The following is a 21,061-nucleotide window of genomic DNA, read 5'->3' as shown; positions in this document are numbered from 1 at the left end:
CTCGACCCCTACCCGGCCACGACACGCCCAACCCCGCCCACAACACCTACACCCTCAAATGCGAAGAGCCAGATAACCGCTGGACAGAGGTACAAGGAAGCGCCACAGATCATGATGACGAATAAATTACGCATTTTCCTAGCAATCACCTCCACTTCATCTTCTTTACTAATTTTTAATTGCCTACCTGCGATAGCCCTCGCACCAAGTTCGGGTTTTGACGCCAACGGAATCGATAGGGATGTCAACACTGATATGTGGGAGGATGGGAACGAAGATAATCCTGGCACAGTAGGAAGCCCCTCTCAACCATCAGAAGATGACACGGGTTCACCTCGAGCGACTGAACCAACGACTACGAACAGCGTTTTGGATTTTGCGTTTGGCTACCATTGTGAACACCCAGTTTCCTACGATTCGGGTCATATGATGTTCCCAACCTACTGGAGATGCGACGATCCTCCGCCGTCCGCAGAAACGCCGTCAGATCCTCCTTCAACCCAGAAGATTCTGCGTCACGCTGCTGCCACCATTCACGCGGATGGCGCAGGGATCTACAAGCAGCCACCAAAAGTCTCGTATACGAACAAGTACATCCCGACCCTCGTATCAGTCACTAACCCGACCCAGACTCACGTCATCAACCTGCTCGGACACGACATCACCATCACCCTGAAAGCCACGAACTACGAATGGGACTGGGGCGATGGCACCCCGCACACCATCACCGCCTACCAAGGAATGGCCTTCGAAAAGGGCATGGACCCCAACAAGGACCCCAGGCTGATCCGCCACTACTACACCCCGCCCAACGGCTGGCGCTCACGCTTCGACGGACCCTACCCCAACGCCACCCGCACCATCACCCTGACCACCACCTGGGCCGGTACGGCCACCAACCCCTTCACCGGCGAAACACAAACCATCAACGGCCTAGTCACCACCAAAGAAACAACAGGCCCCTTCCCCCTCAACCACCTCATCGTCTCCAACACCGACACCTGGGAAGAAAAACAAGGCCACTAAAACACCACCAGGCCGTGCACGCACCACGCTCCCAAAAATTTCGCACGTAATTCACACACACCCCTCCGACGACAGAACGCAGAAACCGTGCAATAGCAACGATTCCAAAGACAACCATGAAGGACACACACCGGAATTACGTGCGAGATTGTCAAACAACCACACACCCACCGCGCACCACGGCACGCAACGCACAGGACTCAACGCAGCGGGGCCGCGCACGAACAATCGTGCGCGGCCCCGGGCCCCTCAGCGACATGGTGCCGCCGCGAAGCACACTCGGATCACTGCCTCAAACGCCCACGCGCATCAAACACGTAGCGCCTGCCGTCAATCCAACGAGTCCCCGTCACCATGACGCCCGACGACGACAGGTAGTACCACGAGTCGCCATCACGCAGCCAACCAACGCGCATCGCGCCGCTGGACGGATCCAGGTAATACCAGGACGACCCCTCACGCAGCCACCCCGTCTTCATGGCCCCACTGGACGGGTCCAGGTAGTACCACGAGGGCCCCTCGCGCAGCCACCCGGTACGCATAACACCCGACGACGAGAAGTAGAACCACGTGCCACCGACACGCACCCAGCCGACGCTGGCCACCCCACTGGTGGGATCCAGGTAGTACCAGGAGCCGTGCACGCGCACCCACCCGTAGGCCTGCTCCCCCGTCGGGGGCGTGTAGTAGTACCAGTGGCCACCCTCAGCGAACCAGCCGGTCACCACGTACCCGTGGGCGTCGAAACGATACACGGACCCGTTGATGCGCAACGACGTCGAGGCGGGGTACGTGCCGTCGGCGCGACGCCACCACCTGCCAAGCGGATTCGTCATCCACTGGCCATCCCCGGCCTCGTCGGCGCCTCCCGGATCGGCGGTCACGGTGAACGTCACGCTCGCCGACACATCATCGTCGGCGCGCGCGTCACTGTTGCGCCCCTGGGCCTCAACAGAGGCGACCAGGGACCCCGTCACCGGGGTTGGGCCACCCGAAGCGGACACGTCCACTCCGTCAGCGCGCAGCACGAGGCCGTCCCCCGTGAACGAGCCGCTGCCCGACGCGGACGCGACCTCGCGCCCACCCACCAGCAGGCGCGCCGAGGTCACCGGACCGCTGACCCGCACGCGCACGGACACGCGCCCGGACACGCTCGCCCCCGCGAGCGCGCTCCACGTCGCGCCGTCGGACGAATACTCGACCTCGCCGATCATGGGACGAGGCTGATCCTTCAAGACGGCGTCGAGGGCGCTGGGCATGCCGGCACCGCGGTACTCGTGGTTCTCGTCGGGAGCCACCAGGCGATCCCAGTTCGCGGGATCACTGGCCTGCTTGCGCGCCAGTTCGAGAATCTGCGAGGCGTTCATGTCCGGGTGCACCTGGCGCAGGGTTGCCAGCACGCCTGCCACCAGGGGTGATGCCATCGACGTGCCGCTCGTCATCGCGTTGGCGTCCCCCGCCCAGGAGGGCATGGGGGCGTAAATGTCTTGCCCGGGCGCGGTGAAAGCGATGGTGCGTGCGCCCCAGTTCGACCACGAGGCCCGCTCCAGCGCGCCCGCCTGGCCGTCCGCCCCCTGGGTGCGAGCCAGGCCAGACACGGGGACGACGTTGTCGAGCATGGCGGGCGCGAGCACGCCCCCGTAGACTCGGCGTTCCTGCGGCTTCCACGTGTCGTTGGGCGACTGGTCGTCCAGCGACGGCGGGTTATCCAGGTCAAACCCGTTGTTTCCTGCCGCCACCACGTTGATGACATCGTGGGAGGCCGCATAGTTGATAGCGCGGCGCACCGACTCGAGGCCGGCGGCCTGCTCACCATCGCGGGGAAGCCAGTACATCCACGGGTCGAGGCGGAACGAACTATTCGTCACCGAAATACCGTGGTTCGCGGCCCACGCGAAACCACACACCACGTACTCGGGGTAGAAATAGCCACCGTTCGCGGAGGCCACATTGATTGCGGCGATGCGCAGCGTCGGATTCACTCCGTCGGTGCCGTGCCCGTCGTGCTTGGCGGCTATCGCCCCGGCCACGGCCGTACCGTGCGTGGACGTCGTGCGCCTCCACGCCGACGGGTCGCGGCTCGCGATGCCGTTAAACGAGCAGGACACGGACTTGTCGGGATCCACCTGGCCCGCCAAGTCGGCGATAGTGTCATCCACCCCCTGGTCGAGGATGCCAACCGTCACATCCCCACGCATGACATCCACGCCCTGAGACTCCAGAGCCCCAAGCGCCTGCAGGTGCCACCCGTTCCCCGTCTGCGGGTCGGGCTTCCACCCAGCGTCCGCCTGGTCGCTCGAGGCCGCCGCGGCGTCCTCAACCGAGGTCACCCCGAGCGCACCCGTACTGCCCGGCGCAGCGGCCACCGCCTCGTTCGCAGCCACGCGCGCCTCGTAATCGAGAGGAACCACGGCCTCGTTGCCACCGACCGGCACCTCGCGAGTCGGGCCGATCGAGTCAAACCGGATCCCCTCACCAGCCAGGGCCTCACCCAAATCGAACGCGAACGTCGGGGACGCCGACTGCACGAAGAACGTCCCAAACTCGGGGTACTGTCCCAGCGCCAGACCCTTCAGGTTCGAGGCCCGGGCGAGAGCCCGCTGGAAGGTCGCGTGATCCGTGCCCTGCGCCAAGTTGACCGCGTAGTTGGCGGGCAGCTGAGCGCTCGTGCGCTGCGGTGACGTGATCCCGGGCAGGACAGGCTCGCCGGGACTCAGCTCCGCACCCGGATCCGGCTCCTGCGGCGTGGGCACCGCCGACGGGTCGCGCGCCACCGTGAACGTCGCTTCGTGGAACTCGTCATCGTCGGCGCGCGGATCAGCGTTATTGCCGCTCGCGCTGACCTGCACGCGGGCGCGAACCCAGGCCTCGCCCTCGGGTATCAGGGAGGACAGGTCCACGCCCTCCAGCGTCACCGTCAACGCATCGTCGAGGAATTGTCCCGACCCCGCGCGGTCCACGCTGGCCAGCCCCGCAACATCCAGGTGCACATTCGTCACCGGAGAAGTCACCACAGTCTGAATATCCACCGGGCCCGCGGGCAGAACCGCGCCGTCCACACTCGTCCAGCTGCCACCGGCGACACGGTAGTTCACCATCATGATCGAGGGCCGAGGCTGGTCGCGCAGCACCGCGTCCAACGCATCCGGGAACCCATAGCCGCGGTACTCCTTGCCATCCTTCGGCGCGGACAACCGGTCGTAGTTCATCGCCGCCTGCTTACGCATCAGGTCCACGATCTGATCACCCGTCATCGTCGGATGCACCGACTTGATGAGCGCGGCGACACCCACCGCGTGCGGAGAAGCGAAAGACGTTCCGCCGCCGTTGGCGTAGTGCGCCGGCATCACGTCATTGGGGACCGTCGATTCAATATCGTCGCCCGGCGCGGCGAAATCAATGCTCTTCCCGTAGTTCGAGAAGTCGGCACGCAAGTACACCTCGCGCATGCCTTCCGACACCACCCCCTGGCGGGCGACCGCACTGACCTGATTGACCCCCTCAATCATCTGGGGGACCATCACGCCGCGCTTCCCGCGCGTCGAGGCCAGATCCGCACCGTCGTGGGGAAGATCCTGGCCCGCCGGGTGATCATTGTCCGCGTCATCGTTGGCGGCAGCCGCGAAAATCGCGACCCCCTGACTGCGAGCGAACGTAATCGCGCGCGTCGCCGCCTCCAAACCCGCCGCCTGCTCAGGGTCCGACGCATCCCAGTAGCGCCACGGGCCCATCACATACGAATTGTTCACGATATCCACGCCGTGATTAACGGCCCACGTGAACGCACACGCCAACGCCTCCGGGTACGTGTGGCGCTGGGCATCAGCGGCCTTGATCGACACGATCGTCGAATCGGGAGCGATGCCGTCAATACCGTAACCATTGTGGTTAGCGGCAATAATGCCGGCGACCATCGTGCCGTGAGAGTCATAGTCCTTCCACGCGCCATACTCCTGGTTAGGCATGCCATTCCACGTACACGACACCGAATGATGCGAATCCACGCGCCCGATCATGTCGGGATGGCGATCATCCACACCCGTGTCGATAACGCCCACAACGACGGGAGCATGCGGAACCGCCACCGCGGCGGCCTCGGCCGCGTGCATGGCGACGCTCCCCCAGTTCGTCAGCTGTTCGTACGCCCCTCCCGTGGGCGCAATGTCCTCATCCAACGTGGCCATGTTCTCGGCGGCTACCGTTCCCGGTTCGTCACCGCTCTGAGAACCGCTCTGACTGCCCGATTCGGGGGTGGGCTCCGCATCGGGGTCAAAGCCCTCGGGCGGCAGCTCCATGCGATCCGACTCGGGTAGCTCCTGCGTGCGCGTCGGACCAATCGAGTGGACGCCGACGCCTTCGCGGGCCAGATCCTGCGCCAGGTCCTGCGCGAACGTCGGCGAATTACTCTGCGCGAAGAACGTGCCGTAACGCGGGTAACCGGCCAGAATCGCGGCCTGATGATACGGCAAGCGGGCGACGGCCCGATTCATGGCATCAGTGCCAACGTCACTCAGGTTGATGGCATAGTTCATGTAGATGGCGCTCGCCCTGGCGGGCGCGATGATGCCGACGGGAGGATCGTCGGCTCGAGTGGGTGGGGGTATCGTCACTGTGCCCATCGCGAAGGCTACGAGGGTGGCGATGCCGATGCGTGCAACGGTGCGGCGCATGGTTCCTCATCTTTCACTTGTCACTGTCACGCACACATCTTTGTGCGCGCAAAAACAATTATCAGCATGTTTGTCACCAGCCACATTCACTTGAAAAATCCCGCCGAAATACAAGGACAACGGCGCAGTCGCCACACCCGCGAAAAGCCCCTCTCATACACGGCCACGCACCTATCGCGCAGGCCACCCACTCCTCGAACGCGCCATCCCCACGCGCAACGCTCAGGGGCCGCGCACGAGAACTCGTGCGCGGCCCCTGGACGCTCAACCGGGGAAGGAACCCCGGCCTCGTAACGCCTACTCCTGGAGGCGACCCGACTGATCGAACACGTAGCGCGTGCCGTCAATCCAGCGTGCCCCGGTCACCATCGCCCCGGAGGAGGACAGGTAGTACCAGGAGCCGCCGTCCTTCACCCAGCCGACGCTCATCGCGCCGGAGGGGGCGAAGAAATACCAGGAGGAGCCGACGCGCGCCCAGCCCGTGGCCATCGCGCCGGAGTCAGCCAGGTAGTACCAGGTGGAACCCTCGCGCATCCAGCCGGTGCGCATGGCACCCGAGGACGCCAGGTAGTACCAGGTGTCGCGCACCTTGGTCCACCCGCTGGCCATCTCTCCGCTGATGGGATCCAGGTAGTACCAGGTCCCATGTACCTTCACCCAGCCCGCGGCCTGGCCGCCGGAGGGACCGTAGTAGAACCAGTGGTCGCCCTCGCTGACCCAGCCGGTCACCATGTAGCCGCGCGCGTCGAAGCGGTAGATCGCCCCGTCAATGCGCAGCTGCGTCGAGGTCGGGTACGTGCCGTCCTCGTAGCGCCACCACCAGCCAAACGCGCCGGAGACCCAGCGGCCCGAGCGGGCCTCGTCGGGGCCAACCTGGTCGGGGCTGACCGTGAAGGGAACCTGGAGGGTCGCGTCGTCGTCGGCGCGGGCATCGTTGTTGCGGCCCATGGCCTCGACCGTGACCGTCGCAGCACCCGCGAAGCGTCCCGTCCCATTCGGGTGGGAGACGTCCACGCCGTCGGCCTGCAGCATCACCGAGTTACCCTCGAAGGCGCCGTTGCCCGTGCCGATCGCGACCTCACGCTCACCGACGAGGAGTCGCGCCGAGGTCACCGGACCGGTCACCGTCACGCGGATGGACACGCGCCCGGCGACGCTCTCCCCCGCCAGCGGCTGCCACGTGGCGCCATCCGTCGAGTACTCGACGCTGCCGATGACGGGCTTCGCCTGATCCTTGAGCACCGCGTCCAGGGCGTTGGGCAGGCCCGCACCCCGGTACTCGTGGCCCTCCATGGGCTTCAAGCGGTTCCAGTTCGCCGGATCGCCCGCCTGCTTCTTCGCCAGGGCAATGATCTGCTCGGCGTTCATCTCCGGGTGGACCTGGCGCAGCGTCGCGATCACGGCGGCCGCCAGGGGCGACGCCTGCGACGTGCCGTACAGGTTGCCGTAGGCCTTGCCGTACCAGCTCGTCAGCGGAGCGTAGATCTTCGCGCCGGGGGCAGCGAAATCAATGCTGTTCGCACCCCAGTTCGACCAGGACGTCGGCTCGAGCACGCCGGTGGCGGGGTCAGCGCCCTCGGGCAGCTGCAGGGCGGACACCGCAAGCGTGCCGCGCAGCATCGACGGCATGTAGACGCCGCCCTTCACATCGCGCTCATACGCGCCCCAGGTGTCGCCCGGCGACGAATCGTCGGTGGCAGGCGGGTTATCCAGGTCCGTCGTCCAGTTGCCGGCGGCCACCACGTTGATGACGTCCTTCGAGGTCGCGTAGTCGACCGCGCGCTGCACGGCCTCCAGGCCAGCGGCCTGCTCGGGGTCGTTCGGCATCCAGTACTTCCACGGGTTGACGTAGTACGAGCCGTTGGTCACGGAAATGCCGTGGTCGGCGGCCCACACGAAGCCGCACGCGATGTACTCGGGGTAGAAGAAGCCACCGTTGCGCGAGGCCACGTTGATCGCGGCGATGCGCAGGGTCGGGTTCACGCCATCCACGCCCACGCCGTCGTGCTTCGCGGCGATCGAGCCGGCCACGTGCGTGCCGTGGGTCGCGTCGTCCCAGCGCCACGCGTCGGGGTCGCGGTTGGGCACGCCGTTGACGTTGCAGGCCACGGACTTGTCGTAGTCGACCTGTCCAGCCAGGTCCGGCACGGTGTCATCCACGGACTGGTCCATGATGCCCACCGTCACGGGGGCGCGCATGACGTCCACGTCCTGCGCCTCAAGGGCGTGCAGGGCCTGGAGGTGCCATCCGTTGCCCGTCTGCGGGTCCGGGGTCAGGGACGCGTCCTGATCGCTCTGAGCCCCCTGAGCGCCCTCGGAGTGGGGTGCGGCCGCGAGCGCCGCGTCCGCCGCGACTCGGGTCTCGTAGGGAACGGGGACCACGGCCTCGTTGCCGCCGACGGGTGCCTGGCGGGTCGGGCCGATCGAGTCGTAGCTGATGCCTTCCTTCACGAGCGCGGCGCCCAGGTCGGGCGAGAAGGTGGGCGAGGCAGCCTGCACGAAGAACGTGCCGAAGGCCGGGTACTGGGACAGGACCAGGCCGCCCAGGAACGAGGCCTGGGCCGCGGCGCGCTGGAAGGTGGCGTTATCGGTGCCCTTGGGCAGGTTGACCGCGTAGTTGGCGGGCAGCTGCTCGGCGGCGCGCGCGGGGGCGGTGATGCCAGCCTTGGCGGGGCCAGCGGGCGCGGGCGTTGTGTCGGGCGCGGGCGTCGGCTGCGCCGCGGCGTTCGGGTCGCGCGAGACGGTGAAGACGGCCTCGCGGCCCGTGTCGTCGTCGGCCTGGCGGTCGAAGTTGATGCCGGTGGCGCTCACCTGGACGCGCGCGGTCACGGAGTCGGTGCCCTCGGGCAGGAGTGAGGAGAGGTCAACGTTTTCAGCGGACACGCCGACGGCTGAGTCACCGTACTTGCCCGAACCGTCGCGGTCGACGCTGGTCAGGGAGGCGACATCCATGTGCAGGTGGCTGATCGGTGCGTTGGCCTCGGTGTAGAAGGTGACGGGGCCGGCGGGCAGGGTCGCTCCATCCAGGTCCTTCCATTCCCCCTTGCCGACCCGGTACTGGAGGGTCGTCACGGTGGGCTGGGGCTGATCGCGGCGCATGGTGGTCAGCGCGTTGATGAAACCGTAGCCGCGGTATTCCTTGCCGTCCTCGGGCTCCTGCAGGCGCGTGTATTCCATGGCGGCCTGCTTGCGCATGAGGTCGGTGATCTGCTTGCCCTGGAAGCCCGGGTGGATCGACTTAATGAGCGCGGCGATGCCCGTCAGGTGGGGTGCGGCCATCGAGGTGCCGCTGGTCTTGGCGTAGCCGGATGCGAAGATCGCCGTGGGCACGGTCGAGTAAATGTCCTCGCCCGGCGCGGTGAAGTCGACGCTCTTTCCGTAATTGGAGAAGTCGGCGCGCTTGAGGTTCGACCATTCGGGCTTGGTCTCGACGTCGGTGCGCGTGGCGGCACTGACCTGGCTGACGCCCTCGACCATGGCGGGGACCTTCACGCCGTCCTTGACCGGGCGGTCCTTGATCGGGGTGTCGAGGTCGGTCGGCGATCCACTGTCGGTCGTGACGTTGTCGTTGTCCATGCCGTCGTTGCCCGCCGAGGCGATGACAGCCAGACCCTTACCCTGCACGTAGGCAATGGCGCGGGTCGCTGCCTCGAGGCCGGCGGCCTGCTCGGGGTCGCTGGGGCTCCAGTAGACCCAGGGGTCCATCGAGTAGGAGTTGTTGACGATGTCGACGCCGTGGCTGGCGGCCCACATGAAGCCGCAGGTCACATACTCGGGGTACATGAGCTGCTCGCTGTTCGCGGCCTTGATGGACACGAGGGTCGAGGTCGGGGCGATACCGTCGATGCCGATGCCGTTGTGGTTGGCGGCGATGATGCCCGCGACGTGCGTGCCGTGGAAGTAGTCGTCACGCCAGGAACCGTAGGCCTGGGAGGCGATGCCGTTGTGCGCGCACGAGACTGACCGTGAGGTGTCGACGCGTCCCACGAGGTCGGGGTGCGTGTCGTCGATACCCGTGTCGATGACGCCGACGGTGACGGGCGCGTGCGCGATCGGCACGGCTGCCGCATCGGCAGCGCTCATCGCCTGAGCACCCCAGTTGACGACCTCCTCGGGCTTATCGGCCTCGGTCGCGCTCTCGCCGCGCAGGGATGCGGGTCCGCCCGACTGAGCCCCGGACTGCGCACCCGACTGGGCACCGGACTGCGCGGTGTCCGCGTCCCCGGACTGCGGTCCGGGCTGCGGGTCGGGAGCGGCCTGACGCTCGCCCTCGGGCACGGCGGCCACGCGCGTCGGGCCCACCGAATGCACAGAAATACCGGCCTTCGCCAGGGCTTGGGCCAGGTCCGGGGCGAACGAGGCCGACTCGCTTTGGGCGAAGAACGTTCCGATCTGCGGGTACGAGGCCAGGGCGACGCCCCCCGCGGAAGCGACCAGCGAGGTCGCGCGCGCGAAATCTTCGGCGCTGGCCTGCGGGCTCAGGTTAATCGCGTAGTTCATCAGGCCGGCGCTCGCGCGGGCAGGCGCGATGAGGCCGGTGTGGTCGTCGGCCCGGGTGGGTGGGGCGGTCGCTGTGGCCACGCCCATGGAGAGGGCGAGGGCAGCGACGAGCCCGATGCGTGCAACATTGCGGCGCATGGTTCCTCGACTTTCGGTTGTGGGTCTGGCGAGTACGGCAATGTACTCATCAGAACTATCATGCTTTAGTTTGTCACTCGCCACAATTTAGCACCGCTTAACTCCGCCAACACCTCGATAAATGACGAGAATTTCGGGTAATCATTCCCCCGCTTACCCTCGCACGGAAGGCGTGACAATAGCACCCCGGCCTCGGGACAAGGCTGCTCCAGAGCCATGATAAGACGGTGGGGCCGGGCACCCGCAGATGCCCGGCCCCACCGCGACGATTCACCGCCGCCAGTTAGCGCATGCGCCCGTCCGGCCCGAAGGTGTAGGCCACGCCGTTCACCTGCTGGCTACCGGTGACCATCACTCCCGTCGCGGGATCCAAGTAGTACCAGGAGCCGCCCTCATGCAGCCAGCCGATCGCCATCGCGCCGGAGGGCGCGAGGTAATACCAGGCGCCATCGACGTAGGCCCAGCCGGTCGCCATCGCACCCGACGCTCCCAGGTAGTACCACGTGCCACTGACGAACACCCACCCCGTCGCCATCACGCCCGAGGCGGGATCCAGGTAGTACCAGGTGCCGTTCACGTTGGCCCAGCCTGCCACCTGCGCGCCCGAAGCACCGTGGTAGAACCACTGGCCCCCGTCAAAGGCCCATCCGGTCACCATGTAGCCGCGCGCGTCGAAACGGTAGGTCGCCCCGTCGATCTGAGCGCTCATCGACGCCGGGTAGCTGCCATCCTCGTAGCGGTACCACCAGCCGACCGCGTCCTTCACCCACGCGCCAGCCTTGGCCTCGTCAATCTGATCCACTCCGGACGTCACCGCATCGAGCGCATCGAGGAAGCCGTAACCGCGGTACTCCCTGCCATCGATGGGCGCGTTGAGGCGTCCATAATTGGCCGCCGCCTGCTTCTTCATGAGGTCGATGACCTGCGCGCCGGTGAGCTCAGGATGCACCGACTTGATGAGGGCCGCGATGCCCGACACGTGCGGCGTCGCCATAGACGTGCCGTCAGCTACCGCGTAACCGCTCGGGTAGAACAGCAGGGGAACCGTGGAGTAAATCTGGTCGCCCGGAGCAGCAAAATCGATCGTGTCGCCGTAGTTAGAGAACTCGGCGCGACCGAGGGACAGTCCGGGCTTGACGTTATAGGCCTGGCCAACCGCGCTCACCTGCGCGACACCATCAAGCATGGAAGGAACGCGGATACCGCCGTTCACAGCCCTATTCTTCGTCGGCGTGGGCACGTCGGTCGGAGACCCGTTGTCGACCGTCGGATTGTCAATGTCGACGCCCTCGTTACCGGCCGCCGCGATCACGGCCAAACCTTTATCCTGCGCGTACTTGATCGACCGCGTCGCTGCCTCGAGGCCCGCCGCCTGCTCCGGATCGGTCGGGCTCCAATACACCCACGGATCCATCGAGTACGAGTTGTTCACGACGTCCACCCCATGGCTCGCGGCCCACATGAACGCGCACGTCACGTACTCGGGGTAGATGAGACGATTATCGTTCGTCGCCTCAATGGCGACAATGCTCGCCTCCGGAGCAATACCATCAATGCCGATATCGTTGTGATTGGCGGCAATAATGCCCGCGACGTGCGTGCCGTGATAGAACTCGTCGCGCCACCCGTAAAAGTCCTGCGTCGCAACACCATTGACCGAACACTTCACGGAACGCGACGTATCAACACGCCCCTCCAGGTCCGGATGAGTGTCCTCAACGCCGGAATCAACGACGGCGACGGTCACCGGCGCACGCTTGACATTCACGGCCTCAGCCTCGCGCGCATGCATGGCGACCGCACCCCAGTTGAAAACCTCCTCGTTTGTACCAGCGGGGGCGGCGCTCGCGCTCTCCTCACGCATGGAGGTCAGCCCGCCTGCCACGCCGGACTGCGGGCCCTTGTCCTTCTTGTCTGTGGGTAGCTCGACGCGCTCGTAGTACAGGACGGGAGCCACGCGGGTGGGTCCAATCGAGTGAATCGCGATGCCGGCCTGCCGCAGGGCGGCGGCCAGGTCGGGCGCGAACGAGGGCGTGGCACTCTGCGCGAAGAAAGTCCCGATCTCTGGGTACGAGGCCAGGGCAGCACCGCCCGCCCCGGGGACGAGAGCGAGGGCTCGCTGAAGCTCCTCGGGATCGGTGCCCGCGAGGTTGATCGCGTAGTTCATCTCGTCATTGTCGGCGCGAGGCGCAGAGACGAGGCCGGGCTCCTCGGCTCGCGCGGAGGGGGCGTTCACCGCGGCCACGCCCATGGACAGGGCGAGGGCGGCGACGAGACCGATGCGTGCGGCGATGCGGCGCATGTTTCCTCGACTTTCGTTTGTCACTGTCAGGATTTCGGCTGCATTGGCAGCTACGCCCATCATCCTAGAGTTTGCCAGTAACAACAAAACCTAGGCTTACCTAAGCTCGTTTCCCAAGAGCGCTCCCACCCCCTCAATCTCGCACATAATTTCCTTTGGTCAAAATTCGAGCAGGCCCATAAACGTTGCAATTCCAACGGCTCGATTTCAAAATTCGAAATAGTGGGACGGGAATTACGTGCGAAATTTGGGGGAATGCAGGCCAGAGGGGCACGAAACGGGGAGCACACGAGCGGGAGCACATGGCACACCAGGAGCACATGGCACACCGGGAGCACGAAACGGGGAGCACAAAACGGGGCGCACAAAACGGGGAGCACCCGCAGGCACTCCCCGTCTCGCACTCTGTTTACTCCAGGCCGGTGTTTACTCCAGGCCGGCATCGAGGGCCAGCAGGTGATCCACCGTCTGCGGGCGGATGAACCAGCGGGCGACCCCATCCTCGACGGCGAGAACGCCGGGCTTCGTCAGCATGTTGTAGTTCGAGGCCATCGAGTAGCCGTACGCGCCCACTGCCGGGACGGCCAGCAGGTCACCGCCCGCGATGTCAGCCGGCAGGTCGATGTCGCGGATGATGATGTCACCACTCTCGCAGTGCTTGCCGACGATGCGGCAGCGCACCAGGGACGAGGCATCGGCTGGGTCTCGGTTCGCGAGCGTCGCCGTGTAGACCGCGTCGTAGAGAACCGGGCGAATGTTATCCGACATGCCGCCGTCGATCGCCACGTAGCGGCGCACTCCCCCGTCTTCCAACGAGACGTCCTTGACGACGCCGACGCGGTAGAGCATGACCATCGAGGGGCCCGCGATGGAGCGGCCCGGTTCGACGGACACGTGTGGGATCGGCAGGCCGTGGTGGGCGCAGCGCTCGCGCACGACCTCCGCCAGGGCGCGAGCGACCTCGACCGGTGAGGTTGGGACCGGGTCCTGGCCCGTGTAGGCGATGCCGACGCCGCCACCCAGGTCAATCGCGGGAACGTCCAGGCCGAGCTCGGCCTTCACACGCGCCGCGAAGTCGACGACGATGCGCGCGGCCTCGGCGAAGGCCTCGGTCCCGAAGATCTGGGAGCCGATGTGGCTGTGCAGCCCGCGGAAGTCCAGGTGAGGCGCGTCCTTGATTGCGACCACGGCCTCGTACGCCTGGCCGGTGGCCAGGGACAGGCCGAACTTCTGGTCCTCATGGGCGGTCGCGATGTACTCGTTGCCGCCCGCGTGGATGCCGGACTTCAGGCGCACCATGACGGGCGCGACGACGCCGAGGTCAGCGGCGATACGCTCGATCTGGCGAACCTCGTCCATGGAGTCGATGAAGATGCGGTGGATGCCAGCCTCGAGGGCGAGGCGAATCTCCGCGTCAGACTTATTGTTGCCGTGCAGGCCGATGCGCGAGGGGTCCACGCCCGCGCGCAGGGCCAGGCTCAGCTCGCCGAGCGAGGCGGTGTCGATACCCAGGCCCTCGGCCGCGACGAGGCGCGCGACGTCGGCGCTCAGGAAGGCCTTGCCAGCATAGAAGGCGTCGCCGCCGTTCATGCCGTAGCCGTCCCAGAACTCCTCGGCCATCGCCGAGGCCCACACGCGGGCGCGGCCGCGCATGGCCTCGACGTCGAGCACGAAGGTGGGCGTGCCGAAGTCGGCGGCGACGCTGGTCAGGTCGACGCCTCCCACGCGCAGCACGCCGTCCTCCCGAGAAGCGCTCCACGGCCACAGGTCGGGGCGCTCATCGGGGGTCGGGCAGGTGAGGGTAGCGACGCTTGCCGTCTCGCTCACCAGCTCACATCCTCTCGGGGGCGCTCACGCCGAGGAGGCCGAGGCCGGTGCGCAGCACCTGGGTGACCGCGTCGTTGAGCCAGAGGCGGGCGACGTGGCCGGGCTCGACCGGGTCGTCGCCGCGAGGCGTCACGCGGCACTGGCCGTACCAGGCGTGGTAGGTCGCAGCCAGGGACTCGAGGTAGCGGGCGATGCGGTGCGGCTCGCGCAGCTCGGTCGCCTGCGCAACCTGCGCGGGGAACTGGGCGAGGGCGGCCAGCAGGGCCTCGTCGGCCTCGGAGTCGAGGGCAGCCGGGTCGAAGCCGGCGTCGCGGGTGACGCCGTGCTCGGCGGCATTACGGGCCACGTTGCAGGTGCGCACGTGCGCATACTGCACGTAGTAGACCGGGTTGTCGTTGGAGTGCTGCGAAAGCAGGTCCAGGTCAATATCGACCTGCGTGTCCATCGACACGCGCACGAGGGCGTAACGCGCGGCGTCCACGCCCACAGCATCGACGAGGTCGTCGAGGGTGACGATCGTGCCGGCGCGCTTGGACATGCGCACGGGCTCGCCGTCCTTGACGAGGTTGACGAGCTGGCCGATGAGGATCTGCAGGTTCTCGCCCGGCTTGTCGCCGAACGCGGCGCACATGGCCATCATGCGGCCGATGTAGCCGTGGTGGTCGGCACCCAGCAGGTAGATGGCGGCATCGGCGCCACGCTCACGCTTGTTGAGGTAGTAGGCGACGTCGCCCGCGAAGTACGCGGCCTGGCCGTCCGACTTGATGAGGACGCGGTCCTTGTCGTCACCGTAGGTGGTCGTGCGCAGCCACACCGCGCCACCCTCGTCGAAGATCTCGCCGCGCTCACGCAGGCGCTCGATCGCCGCGGCAACCGCGCCGGAGGTGTGCAGGGACTCCTCGTGGAAGAACACGTCGAAGTCTGCCCGGAAGGTGTGCAGACGCTCCTTGATCTCCGCGAACATCAGCTCGACGCCGCGAGCGCGGAAGACCTCAATGGCCTCTTCTTCGGGCAGGGTGATCGGGTCGGGCTCGCCGGCCGCGCGCGCGTCAGCGCGGACCTGGTCGGCAATGTCGGCGATGTACTGGCCGCCGTATCCGTCCTCGGGGACCTCGCGGCCCATGGCGCGGGCATAGAGGGAGTGCGAGAAGCGGTCGATCTGCGAGCCGTGGTCGTTGAAGTAGTACTCGCGGGTCACGGCTGCGCCGGAGGCGGCCATGAGGCGGGCAAGCGAATCACCGACAGCGGCCCAGCGGGCACCACCCAGGTGCACGGGGCCGGTCGGGTTCGCGGACACGTACTCGAGGTTGATCGAACGGCCCGAGAGGGTCTCGTTGCGGCCGTACGCGGCACCGGCCTCGACGATGGTACGAGCCAGCTCGCCGGCTGCACCCGCGCCCAGGCGGATGTTGATGAAGCCAGGGCCAGCGACCTCGACGGAGTCGATACCGTCGGCGGCGGCGAGGTCATCGGCGAGGATCTGCGCGAACTCGCGCGGCGCCATGCCGGCCTTCTTACCGAGCTGCATCGCGACGTTGGTCGCCCAGTCGCCATGCTCGCGCACGCGCGGGCGCTCCACGGTCACGGGGTCGGGGACCAACGAGGGGTCGATCGAAATGCGACCGGCGGCAGCAGCGTCCAGCAGGGTCGCGCGGATGAGAGTAGCAAGTTCTTCAGGAGTCACCCCTTTAGACTACGGGGTTTTTGCTCCCATCCGCGAACTCTCCCCAGGTCCGTGAATGAAAACCTGGCCACATGCGCGTCCCATTCCCTGCCCCTCCCCCGCCCCGTCGGCCTCAAGACGAGTAAAGTTTCGGGCAACCGAACGTTTTTCGTCAGCAGTGAGGAACACCCGTGACCACCACAGACACCGAGCAGCGCCACAAGCTCATCCCCCTCCTCGGCCCCGCCTTCGTCGCGGCCGTCGCCTACGTCGATCCAGGAAACGTCGCCGCCAACATCACGGCGGGCGCGCGCTACGGGTACCTGCTCGTATGGGTTCTCGTGGCCTCGAACATCTTCGCGATGGTCATCCAGTACCTCTCCGCCAAGCTCGGCCTCGTCACCGGCAAGTCCCTGCCCACCCTGCTCGGCGACCGCATGTCTAAGCCCGCGCGCATCGCCTTCTGGATCCAGGCGGAAATCGTCGCCGCAGCAACCGACCTCGCTGAGGTCATCGGCGGTGCACTCGCCCTCCACCTCCTCTTCGGGATCTCACTCCTATGGGGCGGCATCATCATCGGCATCGTCTCCATGGGCCTCCTCCTCGTCCAGGGCGGCGGACGACAGCGCCAATTCGAGACGATCATCGTCGGGCTGCTGATCATCATCACGCTCGGCTTCCTCGCCGGCCTCTTCGTCGCTCCTCCCAGCCCCTCCGGCATGCTCGGCGGGCTCCTCCCCCGCTTCCAGGGAACCGACTCGGTCCTCGTGGCCGCCTCCATGCTGGGCGCGACCGTCATGCCGCACGCGGTCTACCTGCACTCCTCACTCGTCAACGACCACGACGCCGACGAACTCGGCCCCTCCACCGGCGATGCCCGCCACTCCTCGGGACACCTCTCGCGACTCCTGCGCGCGACCCGCATCGACATCTACTGGGCGCTGAGCATCGCGGGTCTGGTCAACATCGGCCTGCTCCTCCTGGCCGCCGCAGCCCTGGCCGGACAGAGCGGCACCGACACCATCGAGGGCGCGCACGCCGCGATCTCCTCCACGCTCGGCCCCATCGTCGGCACTGTCTTCGCGGTCGGCCTGCTCGCTTCCGGCCTGGCCTCCACGTCGGTGGGCGCCTACGCGGGTAGCGAGATCATGAACGGCCTGCTCCACATTCGCGTCCCCATCCTCGTGCGCCGTCTCGTCTCCCTGATCCCCGCGCTCATCATCCTGGGTGCGGGCGCCGAACCCACGTGGGCGCTCGTCGTCTCGCAGGTCGCCCTGTCTTTCGGCATCCCCTTCGCGATCATCCCACTCATGCGCCTCACCGCAAACCGTGAGGTCATGGGCGACTACGTCAACAATCGCCCCCTGCGTATCACAGGTTTCCTCATCGCGGCCGTCATCGTCGCACTCAACCTGTTCCTCGTGTACCTCACCTTCACCGGCCAGGGGTAAGGGGCTGCCGCCGCTGGGGCTATGGGCCCACTGTGCGGGGTGGCCCGCGGTGAGGGCCGGGTGCGGACCGGATGCAGGCAGGGTGTGGGACGGGTGTAGGCCGGGCGCATGGGCATGCCCCGCGACAAAACTCGCCCAGCACGGCCACCGGCGGGTGCCGTCCGCGACAAAACTCGCCCAGCGCGCCCAGCGGCAGGTGCCGTCCGCGACAAAACTCGCCCAGCGCGCCCAGCGGCAGGTGCCGTCCGCGACAAAACTCGCCCAGCGCGGCAAAAATCGCCCATTTTGGCCTGTTTTCGGCACGCTGGGCGAAAAATTTCGCGCGTTCTACGCAGGCACGCGAAGCAGGGCGAATTTTCTCGCGCAGACCACCACCCACTAGCCACGCTGGGCACACTCACCGGTACAAAACTCTCCCCACACAGCAAAAAACACCCAAATCAGCCCAATCGACGCGAGCAGGGAGAAAACTATCCCACTCGAGACACAAACAACCGACGCAGGGCGAATTTTATCCCGCAAACCACCACACACTAGCCACGCTGGGCACACTCACCGGTACAAAATTCTCCCCGCACGCCCCCACACAGGCGCCCACCGGTACAAAACTCTCCCAGCACAGCAAAAAACACCCAAATCAGCCCATTCGAGGCGAGCAGGGAGAAAATTATCCCGGTCGAGACCCGCTCGAGACACAAACAACCGACGCAGGGCGAATTTTATCCCGCAAACCACCACACACTAGCCACGCTGGGCACACTCACCGGTACAAAACTCTCCGGGCACACAGCGTGTAAGGCCTCAACCGGTACAAAACTCTCCCCGCACTGCCCAATGCGCACGCCCCCACAAAATCGCATGCAATTCCCTCAGCCCCCAAACCCACAACGACTCAAAACGTTGGAATCTCAATGATTGAATTCCAAAGTTGGAAATACTCTTCGGGGAATTGCATGCGAAACTGCCGAGCATCCAGAAAGACGGCACACAAAGCGGGGCCGGTGGTCATCCACCGGCCCCGCCTCGTATGTATCAGTTGTATCAGCGCGAACGCGAGCGACTATCAAGCGCGCACGGAACGCTCGTAGTCCTTCATCAGGTCGATGCGACGCTGGTGACGCTCGTCGCCGCTGAAGGGCGTCTCGAGGAACGCATCAATAAGAGCGATAGCCTCTTCTTCGGTGTGCTGGCGGGCGCCAACGGCGACGACATTCGCGTCGTTGTGCTCACGGGCCAGACGCGCGGTCGCATCCGACCACACGAGGGCGGCGCGCACACCTTCAACGCAATTGGCGGCCATCTGCTCACCATTGCCGGAGCCACCGATGACGATGCCGAGGCTGCCCGGCTCGCCGACGACGGCCTTGGCTGCCTCAATGCAGAACGGCGGGTAGTCGTCGAGCGCATCGTAGGCGTGAGCGCCATGGTCAACGACATCGTGACCGGCCTCGCGCAGGTGGGCGACAACCTTTTCCTTGAGTTCGAAACCGGCGTGATCGGTGCCGATATGAACGCGCATGGGATCCTCCTGGAGAGTTCTCAAACAAGCAACGCCCACTAGTATGGCACACATCACCGTTCCGCGTGGATGTATGAAACCCTGCTAAACTGACCGAGCTGCCCCGATAGCTCAGCGGATAGAGCGCTTGCCTCCGGTGCAAGAGGTCGCAGGTTCGAGTCCTGTTCGGGGCGCCACGCATACCCACGCATACCCACTCACGCCCACGCATACCCGTCGGCCACCAATGCCCGCGTCCGCCCAACGAAAACTTACGCGCGGACGCGCCCCGGCCTCGTCGATGAGGCCACTCCCACCTGCCGGAAGGCTCCACACCCGCCTTCCCTACCCCATAAAATGGTGAGCGTATCTATCGTCAACCAAGGACTGGCCGATGACCTACCCCTGGTGGAGCCTGCTCCCCTTCGTTGCGATGCTCGCGTGCATCGCGCTCTTGCCTATCATCCCGAAGACCTCGCACTGGTGGGAAAAGGAATCCTCCCAGCTGTTCGTCGCCCTCCTCCTGGGCGTGCCGACGACGGTCTGGATGTTCATGAAGGCGGGCACGGGCCCGCTCATCGCCACGGGCGTGGAGTACGTGCAGTTCATCGCGCTGCTCTTCGCGCTGTTCGTGGTCTCCGGCGGCATTCACTTGGCCGGCGACATCAAGGCGACCCCGCGTAACAACACGATCTTCCTGGCGATCGGCGGCCTGCTGGCCTCGTTCATTGGGACGACGGGCGCGGCCATGCTGCTGATCCGCCCGCTCCTAGAGACGAACAAGGAACGTAAGCACCGCGTGCACACGGTCCTGTTCACGATCTTCATTGTGGCGAACTGTGGCGGCATACTGACTCCGCTCGGCGACCCGCCGCTCTTCCTCGGCTATCTACACGGCGTGCCGTTCTCGTGGACGTTCGCGCTGTGGAAGGAATGGCTGTTCGTCCTGGTGCTGCTGCTCCTCACGTACTACTCGATCGACCGCGTGCGCTACGCCTCCGAGGACACCGCCTCCATCGAGGCCGACGACCGCGAGATCAAGCCCCTGCGCCTACACGGCACAATCAATCTGCTGTTCTTCGCGATCATCATCCTGTCCGTCGCTTTCGCTCCGTCCTGGGACGGCGAGGCGCTGGCCGAGGGCCACGTGCACTCGTGGACCGGCTTCGTGCCGTGGCGCGAGATCATCATGTTCGCGGTCGCGGGCCTGTCCTACAAGCTCTCGGACAAGAAGGTGCGCTTCGAGGAGAACGCGTTCACGTGGGGCCCGATCATGGAGGTCGCAACCCTGTTCATCGGCATCTTCTCGACGATGGCGCCCGCCCTGCGCTACCTGGAGCAGATCGCCCCGTCCCTGCCGCTCACACGCATGACGTACTTCGTGTTCACGGGCGGCCTGTCCTCCGTCCTCGATAACGCTCCGACGTATATGACGTTCTTCGAGATGGCGAAGGCGTCCGGCGGCGAGGGCACCCTGGTCGCGGGCGTGCCCGAGTACTACCTGATCCCGATTTCGCTGGGCGCCGTGTTCTGCGGCGCGATTACGTACATCGGCAACGGTCCGAACTTCATGGTCAAGTCGGTCGCCGATTCCGACGGCGTGCCCATGCCGTCGTTTGGCCGCTACATCGGCTACGCGTTCACGCTCCTGGTGCCCGTCCTGGCCGCTATGGCGATGATCTTCGTGGGCGAGTCCTGGCTGGTTCGAGGCCTAGGCATCGCTCTGGCGCTCGGCCTGGCGTTCCTGTCGCTCGTGCGCATCCGCCGCGCGGGCCTGGACGAGGCCGTGGCCGACTTCAGCGGCAACGAGTGAGCCAGCGGTCTTGACAGATGCGTCGAGGGGGCGGAGCCAAGCGGCTCCGCCCCCTCGTTTTTTGCTGAGATTTTAAGGTTCTAGAGGAACCTAATCTGGCTCTTCGCATTTGAGGGTGTAGGGGTGTTCGGTGGGGTTCGGCGTGTCGTGGCCGGGTAGGGGTCGAGGTCTTT

The 21,061-nt window shown here is 65.9% G+C and carries 9 protein-coding genes and 1 tRNA gene; 4 read left to right on the top strand and 6 right to left on the bottom strand.

Features of this window, described 5'->3' with window-relative positions:
- Positions 1 to 429 precede the first annotated feature (429 nt).
- Positions 430 to 1,026: a hypothetical protein gene (locus QP415_RS09990; protein ID WP_306559681.1), complete on the top strand. Its 597-nt coding sequence runs from the start codon at positions 430 to 432 to the stop codon at positions 1,024 to 1,026.
- 284 nt (positions 1,027 to 1,310) lie between these two features.
- Here the strand turns inward: QP415_RS09990 and QP415_RS09985 are convergent, their stop codons facing one another.
- From QP415_RS09985 to argS, 5 genes are all read right to left on the bottom strand, one after another.
- Positions 1,311 to 5,696 (bottom strand): S8 family serine peptidase, encoded by a 4,386-nt coding sequence (locus QP415_RS09985; RefSeq protein ID WP_285099909.1) that lies wholly within the window; start codon positions 5,694 to 5,696, stop codon positions 1,311 to 1,313.
- Between the two features lie 297 nt (positions 5,697 to 5,993).
- The gene (locus QP415_RS09980; protein ID WP_285099907.1) at positions 5,994 to 10,334 is read right to left on the bottom strand and encodes a S8 family serine peptidase; all 4,341 of its coding nucleotides are present in this window, start codon (positions 10,332 to 10,334) and stop codon (positions 5,994 to 5,996) included.
- A 283-nt stretch (positions 10,335 to 10,617) separates the two neighbouring features.
- A complete protein-coding gene (locus QP415_RS09975) occupies positions 10,618 to 12,636 on the bottom strand; it encodes a S8 family serine peptidase (protein WP_285099906.1) in 2,019 nt (672 codons plus the stop codon).
- 426 nt (positions 12,637 to 13,062) lie between these two features.
- A complete protein-coding gene (lysA, locus tag QP415_RS09970; RefSeq protein ID WP_285099905.1) occupies positions 13,063 to 14,463 on the bottom strand; it encodes a diaminopimelate decarboxylase in 1,401 nt (466 codons plus the stop codon).
- Positions 14,464 to 14,467: 4 nt separating this feature from the next.
- Entirely contained in the window at positions 14,468 to 16,147 is a 1,680-nt protein-coding gene (gene argS, locus QP415_RS09965) for an arginine--tRNA ligase (protein ID WP_285099904.1), read from the bottom strand.
- A gap of 170 nt (positions 16,148 to 16,317) precedes the next feature.
- On the opposite strand from argS, the gene QP415_RS09960 reads away from it, so the two are divergent.
- Positions 16,318 to 17,577 (top strand): Nramp family divalent metal transporter, encoded by a 1,260-nt coding sequence (locus tag QP415_RS09960; RefSeq protein WP_285099903.1) that lies wholly within the window; start codon positions 16,318 to 16,320, stop codon positions 17,575 to 17,577.
- A 1,063-nt stretch (positions 17,578 to 18,640) separates the two neighbouring features.
- On the opposite strand, the gene QP415_RS09955 is transcribed toward QP415_RS09960, so the two are convergent.
- Entirely contained in the window at positions 18,641 to 19,096 is a 456-nt protein-coding gene (locus QP415_RS09955) for a ribose-5-phosphate isomerase (protein WP_016461331.1), read from the bottom strand.
- Between the two features lie 100 nt (positions 19,097 to 19,196).
- On the opposite strand from QP415_RS09955, the gene QP415_RS09950 reads away from it, so the two are divergent.
- Positions 19,197 to 19,272: transfer RNA gene (locus QP415_RS09950), tRNA-Arg, on the top strand.
- A 197-nt stretch (positions 19,273 to 19,469) separates the two neighbouring features.
- Positions 19,470 to 20,888: a sodium:proton antiporter gene (locus QP415_RS09945; RefSeq protein ID WP_285099901.1), complete on the top strand. Its 1,419-nt coding sequence runs from the start codon at positions 19,470 to 19,472 to the stop codon at positions 20,886 to 20,888.
- Positions 20,889 to 21,061 lie beyond the last annotated feature (173 nt).

It is taken from the genome of Pauljensenia sp. UMB3104, assembly GCF_030217285.1.
GTDB lineage: Bacteria > Actinomycetota > Actinomycetes > Actinomycetales > Actinomycetaceae > Pauljensenia.
The sequence above is the reverse complement of the archived record's forward strand: the minus strand, read 5'-3'. Positions and strand labels throughout refer to the sequence as shown.